9 protein-coding genes are annotated in these 6,293 nt (G+C 32.1%); 4 read left to right on the top strand and 5 right to left on the bottom strand.

The window, feature by feature from the left end:
• A partial coding sequence (locus tag E7419_01335) for a hypothetical protein (protein MBE7013832.1) occupies positions 1–85 on the top strand: 85 nt, incomplete at its 5' end.
• A gap of 61 nt (positions 86–146) precedes the next feature.
• Here the strand turns inward: E7419_01335 and rpmB are convergent.
• Positions 147–335: a 50S ribosomal protein L28 gene (rpmB, locus tag E7419_01330; GenBank protein ID MBE7013831.1), complete on the bottom strand. Its 189-nt coding sequence runs from the start codon at positions 333–335 to the stop codon at positions 147–149.
• A 173-nt stretch (positions 336–508) separates the two neighbouring features.
• Here rpmB and yunB point away from each other — a divergent pair, with 173 nt between their 5' ends.
• Complete coding sequence (yunB, locus tag E7419_01325; protein MBE7013830.1) at positions 509–1,225, top strand: sporulation protein YunB; 717 nt, start codon at positions 509–511, stop codon at positions 1,223–1,225.
• A 130-nt stretch (positions 1,226–1,355) separates the two neighbouring features.
• Here the strand turns inward: yunB and E7419_01320 are convergent, their stop codons facing one another.
• The 4 genes from E7419_01320 to rsmD all read right to left on the bottom strand — a co-directional run bounded on the left by E7419_01320 (position 1,356) and on the right by rsmD (position 3,504).
• Positions 1,356–1,826, bottom strand: a complete 471-nt coding sequence (locus E7419_01320; GenBank protein MBE7013829.1) for a tryptophan-rich sensory protein — start codon at positions 1,824–1,826, stop codon at positions 1,356–1,358.
• A gap of 70 nt (positions 1,827–1,896) precedes the next feature.
• Positions 1,897–2,475, bottom strand: a complete 579-nt coding sequence (locus E7419_01315; protein MBE7013828.1) for an ATPase — start codon at positions 2,473–2,475, stop codon at positions 1,897–1,899.
• Positions 2,476–2,479: 4 nt separating this feature from the next.
• Positions 2,480–2,962 (bottom strand): pantetheine-phosphate adenylyltransferase, encoded by a 483-nt coding sequence (gene coaD, locus E7419_01310; GenBank protein ID MBE7013827.1) that lies wholly within the window; start codon positions 2,960–2,962, stop codon positions 2,480–2,482.
• 2 nt (positions 2,963–2,964) lie between these two features.
• Complete coding sequence (gene rsmD / locus E7419_01305; GenBank protein ID MBE7013826.1) at positions 2,965–3,504, bottom strand: 16S rRNA (guanine(966)-N(2))-methyltransferase RsmD; 540 nt, start codon at positions 3,502–3,504, stop codon at positions 2,965–2,967.
• 160 nt (positions 3,505–3,664) lie between these two features.
• Here rsmD and E7419_01300 point away from each other — a divergent pair, with 160 nt between their 5' ends.
• The gene (locus E7419_01300) at positions 3,665–4,675 is read left to right on the top strand and encodes a BMP family ABC transporter substrate-binding protein (protein ID MBE7013825.1); all 1,011 of its coding nucleotides are present in this window, start codon (positions 3,665–3,667) and stop codon (positions 4,673–4,675) included.
• 443 nt (positions 4,676–5,118) lie between these two features.
• A complete protein-coding gene (gene pheS, locus E7419_01295) occupies positions 5,119–6,171 on the top strand; it encodes a phenylalanine--tRNA ligase subunit alpha (GenBank protein MBE7013824.1) in 1,053 nt (350 codons plus the stop codon).
• The last annotated feature ends 122 nt before the right edge of the window (positions 6,172–6,293 follow it).

Here is a 6,293-nt window from a genome sequence, read left to right as displayed (position 1 = left end):
TGATTACTACAACAACGAAAGAATTTCTATGAAACTAAAAGGAATGAGTCCGGTACAATACCGAACTCATTCACAAGTAAGTTAATATTTAATTTTGTCTAAACTTTGGGGTTCACTTCAGTTTTACCCTACCGTTTATTTTTTTACTATATAGCTCTGACAACCTTATCAGAACGCATACATTTTGTGCAAACATTGATTTTCTTTGTTTGACCGTTAACTATAGCTTTAACTTTTCTGATGTTTGGCTTCCAGGTTCTGTTGCTTCTTCTGTGAGAGTGAGAAACCTGAATTCCGAATACTGTACCTTTTCCGCAAACTTCACATTTAGCCATCGAAATACACCTCCTACAATACAAAAATTATATAAAATAATTTTCTTCTTTTACTGATTACATTTTATTCTATCAAATATTTTTTGAAAAATCAAGAGTTTTTTTATTTTTTTTAAATTTTATTTTCAAATTCTCATATTTTTCATATAATAATATGAAAAGGTTGTGTTTTTATGAGAAAATCGCCAAACTTTAGACGCTATAAATTTAAACTTAAAACTTCTATTGCAAAAATCAGTTTTTTTAAAATAATTTCTGTCATTTTAATAGTTATTGTATTTTTCGTTTTTGTAAATGTATATAACAATGCCTATAAACCTCAAATAAAAAATCTTTCAGAGCAAAGAGCAAATTACATACTAAACAATGCAGTAAACAGCGGTATAGGCGAGGTAATTTTAAAAAATGAACTGTTATATGAAGATATGGTAACTTTAATTTCCGATAACGAGGGGAAAGTATCCGCACTTATGACGAACTTAGTTACTGCAAACCGTTTAAAATCGGAATTCACACTTAATATAAATGAAAAAATCAACTCATTATCTGATATAATAATAAATATACCCATTGGAAATTTAACTAAAATTGATACACTTGCAGGACTTGGCCCGAAACTTAAAGTAAAACTTGTCCCATCAGGGAGAGTATCAATTGACTTTAAAAATTCGTTCGTTGAGGCAGGAATAAATCAGACAAAACACGAAATTTACTTAGAGGTAAAATCAACTGCATCTATTCTTATGCCTACAGGTATTTACTCAAAAACCGAAGTTACATCAAAAATTCCTCTTTGTGAAAGTATAATTGTAGGAAAAGTCCCTGAAAGTCTGACACGACTTGAAACGAGTGACGAAACTTTAAGAGAAGATATTTTAAACATCTACTAATGGGTCTGAAGTTTTTTACCTATTCCCCCTAAATAAGAGAAAGAGAGCGTTTAAAAGTTAACTTTTAAACGCCCTCTATAACTTTTAACAATAAAAAATTTGCAATTTTTAAGTTGCCTCAAATACCTATCTAATTAAGAAGTGCTACAAACAGGTTAATATATCCTGCATACAGGAGCCACAGTATATAAGGAATATACAAATATCCTGAAATTTTATTAAGATTGTAGAATTTCAATGCATTAATCACCACTAAGACCAAAAGAAGAATAAGCCATAAAAATGCAAGAAGAGGCGTTTTAAACACAAAGAAAAGATACGGCCAGAAAGCATTTACAAGAAGTTGTGTATAATAAAAAGATATGGCATCTTTTTTATACATTCCGTCTTTTGCTTTAACAACTATAATTATGGCAGCAATAATTATAAGTGTATAAATTATTCCCCACGCAACAGGGAAAAGCCATGAAGGAGGAGCGCCTTTTGGAAGATTAAGCGTACTGTAATACTCTTTTGACCCCATTGACCCGAACATTGCAAGAACAATAATTATAAGCGAGTAAAAAACGGTTTTTAAAACATTTTTTGTTTTATTAGACATAAAAAATCACCCTTTCAATCATATTCTATGACCAAAAAAGGTGATTTATGTATTTACATAAAAGATGAAATTACTTTAACATATTCATTCTGCTTTGAGAAACTTTTTCATAAATGTTTCTTATTGCATCATATTGTTTATTAAGTTCATCAATTGCTTTGGAAACGGTTGAAACACTAAGTTCAGTAGTAGATTCTGCTTTTTGCAGCATACTTACAACATAACTTAAAACTTCATCCTGATACTTATCAATTTCCATCTTCTTTTCATCTTTTGCAGCATTTGCCTGTTCCACAGCACGATTAAAATGGTCGTTACCCATATCCTGTGCTTCTTTAATAATTTCTGCTGCTTTTTGTTTTGCAAGTCTTACTATTTCAGAATCATCAACCATTTTTGCAACTTTATTTTTCGCTTCATCGGTTAATATACGTGCTTCTTTTTCAGCATCTGCCAAAATCCTGTCTCTCTCTTTTCTGACATACTCTGCCTGTTTTAAATCTTCAGGATAGTTAAGTCTTATTTGAGAGATAAGTGAGAAAATTTCCTCTTTATTTATTATTGCTTTTCCTCCTGACAAAGGAATACTGCCTGCATCTTCAATAATTTCTTCAAGTTCATCGATTAAATCTTTAAAATTTTCTGCCATAATATCAACCCTTTCTTAATTTATTTATTACATTATCCATTATTTTCTCAGGAACAAGGTCATCCAAGGACGCCCCAAGTCTTCCAAGTTCTTTTACAATGCTTGAACTTAAATAAGAGTATTTATTACTTGTCATCATAAATAATGTTTCAATCTCAGGTTCAACGCTTTTATTAAGCATTGCCATCTGGAATTCGTACTCAAAATCTGATATTGCTCTTAACCCTTTAACAATAACGCGCGCACCTTTTGCCTTGACAAAGTCAACTAAAAGCCCGTCAAAAAATTCTATCTGAACATTTTTGATATGTGACGTTGCTGCCTTTAGCATATCCATTCTTTCTTCTATAGTAAATGTAGGCTTTTTATTACTGTTTATAAGAATTGCAACTATTACTTTATCAAAAATTGCGGCAGTTCTTTCAATAATGTCAAGATGCCCGTTGGTAACCGGGTCAAAACTTCCCGGATATATTGCAATGTTCATAGTTATCCCTCTCTTATAACAGTTACTTTAACCCTGCCGTAAACTTTTTCTCTTAAAAGTTCAAATCCTTCGGGAATTACAATTTCCTCCGAAGAGTCACTTTCTATAACAAAAATACAGTTATCGTTACATAAATTATTTTTTATAATCAGATTAATTGCCTCAAAAACCAAACCTTTATGATACGGAGGATCCAAAAATATTACATCAAACTTCTCTTTTGAACTGTTAAGATAATTGTCAAAAGGCATTTTATAAACTTCTGCCTTATCTTCAAATCGGGTTTTTGTAATATTTTTATTTATAATATTATAAGCCTCTTTGTCCGAGTCAACAAAAACACATTTTTTACCGCCCTGCGATAATGCCTCAATCCCCATTGCTCCGCTTCCTGCAAATAAATCAAGAATGTTGGAATCTGGAAGATAAAATCTTATAAGATTAAATATATTTTCTCTGACTCTGTCAGTAGTAGGTCTTGTTTTATCAGTAACAGGGGAAAAAAGATTAGTTCCCCTTTTAAGTCCGGATATTACTCGCATTTTTTACCTCAATTTGTTGTATTTTGTCGGCAATACTCACTATAATATTAACACATTTATTTCTCTATGTAAATAAATATTTTCAAAAAAACTTTTATTATTGAAATTTTTTTAATTAACTGATATAATTATTGTATACAATCACAGGAGGATTAATATTATGAAAAAATTTATATCATTACTTCTTTTAATTGTTTTTTGTTTTTCTCTTTCAGGATGTGAATATTATGAAAGTACAAGGAAGGTGTCCTGTACTACTTATGCCAACGAAATATTTAACGGCGCGCAAAATCACGAAACTTATAACGGACTGAGAGCACATGCATCAAATTTAAGAGTTTCTTATTTTGAAAACCTTAACGAAGATGAGTTTGCAAGTAATTTTAATATAATAATAAACGAAGGCCACGATTTTATATGGTGCCTTGAAAAAGGCGGGAAAGATGAAGTTGTAAAACAGGCAAAAAATTACCCTGAAGTTAACTTCGGAATTATTGATGTTAAACTTGACAATGTTCCACAAAATGTTGTTACTATATCATTCAGAGAGGAAGAGGGCGGATTTTTAGCAGGTTATATTGCCGCTAAATCTTCCAAAAACGGTATAATCGGTTTTGTAGGCGAAAACAATAACCCCATAACCAAAAAATATGCATGTGGTTTTATTGCCGGTGCAAATTACGCATCGAAACTTATGGGAACACCTGTTCAGACTGAATTTTTAAACATTGAAAACGAGTATGATAAACAAAGCGCAAAACTTGCTGCACTTTCTTTATATAACGATTTCGGATGTGATATTATTTTCCATGCACTCCAGACTGGAGGTCACGGCGTTATTGAAGCTGCGGGCGAATGTGAAAAACTTGTTATAGGCAGTGGAACTGATCAGGCATCCTATGACCACGAGCATGTACTTGTAAGTATTATAAAAAATACAAAATTTGCTATGAGTAATGTAATGGATTCCTACGTTGAAAGAGAACTTGAATTCGGGAAAAATTACGAATTCGGTATGAGTGACAGATTAATTTCTCTTTCTAAAACCAATATCTTACTTGATAAAAAAGTAAACAACGAAGCAAGAGAAATAAGGGATTCTATTGCAAAAGGCAATATTAAAGTACCTTCAAATGACGAAGAATTAAAGGACTTTTTAGAAAAAAATTAATTGCAAATTATACAAATTCATAATATTTATATAAATTATCATTATTTTTCTATAGATAAAATTAAACCTTGCAATTTTACAAAAGTGTGTTATAATATATAGAGCAGTAATACTTGAGCCTGATATGGTTTAAAAAAGAAATTTCTGCAAATATGGATAAAGAAACGTTTGTATTTAAGAGAGTAGGCTTTATAAGAATATCAGAGATAAAGTGCCTTAGGCTGAAAGCATTTTTTATTTTAGTAAAGTTGAAGTTCGCTTAAAGAGTTCCCTGCAGGAAATGGCAGGGCGGGTTATTCCGTTAAAGATGTAAAAGAGTCAATTTTATTGAAAATTGGGTGGTACCGCGGGTATATTAGAACTCGTCCCTTGTATTTGGGGACGAGTTTTTTAAGTTATAAGTAATAGTGAATAAGGAACAAGTAAGGAAAGGAATATAAAAAATGAGTGCAAAAGTTAACGAATTAAGAGACGCTCTTATTTTAAAACTTCAGTCAGTATCTTGTATGGAAGATATTGAAAGCATAAGAGTGGAGTATCTTGGAAAAAGCGGACTTATTACAGGTCTTTTAAAAGGTATGAAAGACCTTAGCATTGAAGAAAAGAAGGATTTTGGCGGAAAAGTAAACGAACTTAAAAATGAAGCAAGTGAACTTATCGGCAAAAAAACAGAGGAATTAAAACAAAAGGAAATTTTAGCAGAGTTAGAAAAAATGCCTGAAATAGATGTGTCAATGCCTCTTAATTTAGAAAGAGGTTCATATCATCCTATAACTTTGGTGCAAAGAGAATGTGAAAAAATATTCAAGTCAATGGGATTTACTGTTGAAGATTACAGCGAGGTTGTTACCGACTATGAATGTTTTGAATCTTTAAATATTCCAAAGCATCACCCTGCAAGAGATATGCAGGATACTTATTATCTTACAAACGGTCAGCTTTTAAAATCGCAGACATCTGCAGCGCAGAATGCGATATATAAAAAATATAAAGATTCACTTATAAATGATAATATCCCGATTAAAGCAATTTTCCCGGGCAGATGTTTTAGAAACGAAGCAACTGATGCCTGCCACGAAAATACTTTCTTCCAGATGGAAGGGGTTATGGTAGATAAGGATATATCTATTTCAAATCTTATATTCTTTATGAAAAAAATGCTTTCCGAAGTATTTAAAAAAGATATAAAAGTAAGACTTCGCCCCGGATTTTTCCCGTTCGTTGAGCCTGGTTTTGAACTTGATATAAGTTGTTTAATCTGCGGAGGAGAAGGGTGCCCTTCCTGTAAACATTCAGGTTGGCTTGAACTTTGCCCCTGCGGTATGATTCATCCTGAAGTTTTAAAAGCAGGAGGAATTGACCCTGAAGAATACACAGGCTTTGCGTTTGGTCTTGGACTTACACGTCTTGCAATGATGAAATACGGTGTTAAAGACATCCGTGATTTAAACAGCGGTAACTTAAAGAGTTTAGCACAGTTCACATTTGATGATTAGGCACTCGGGAGTTGAACCCCTTATGCCTTAAATTTGTTAAATTTTAATCTTTTCAACTTGGCGTCCTCGTAAGGCGACGGCCTGACATCGTCCTTCGCATTGAAAATCTTAAAAATTTCCCT

The organism is Oscillospiraceae bacterium (assembly GCA_015068525.1).
Classification (GTDB): Bacteria; Bacillota; Clostridia; order UMGS1840; family HGM11507; genus SIG450.
Note: the sequence above shows the minus strand (reverse complement) of the source record. Positions and strands in the feature narration are given on the sequence as shown.

Coding starts and splice junctions, on each gene's coding strand:
- yunB (MBE7013830.1), top strand. CDS start 509: ATGAGAAAATCGCCAAACTTTAGACGCTATAAATTTAAACTTAAAACT.
- E7419_01320 (MBE7013829.1), bottom strand. CDS start 1,826: ATGTCTAATAAAACAAAAAATGTTTTAAAAACCGTTTTTTACTCGCTT.
- rpmB (MBE7013831.1), bottom strand. CDS start 335: ATGGCTAAATGTGAAGTTTGCGGAAAAGGTACAGTATTCGGAATTCAG.
- E7419_01315 (MBE7013828.1), bottom strand. CDS start 2,475: ATGGCAGAAAATTTTAAAGATTTAATCGATGAACTTGAAGAAATTATT.
- pheS (MBE7013824.1), top strand. CDS start 5,119: ATGAGTGCAAAAGTTAACGAATTAAGAGACGCTCTTATTTTAAAACTT.
- E7419_01300 (MBE7013825.1), top strand. CDS start 3,665: ATGAAAAAATTTATATCATTACTTCTTTTAATTGTTTTTTGTTTTTCT.
- coaD (MBE7013827.1), bottom strand. CDS start 2,962: ATGAACATTGCAATATATCCGGGAAGTTTTGACCCGGTTACCAACGGG.
- rsmD (MBE7013826.1), bottom strand. CDS start 3,504: ATGCGAGTAATATCCGGACTTAAAAGGGGAACTAATCTTTTTTCCCCT.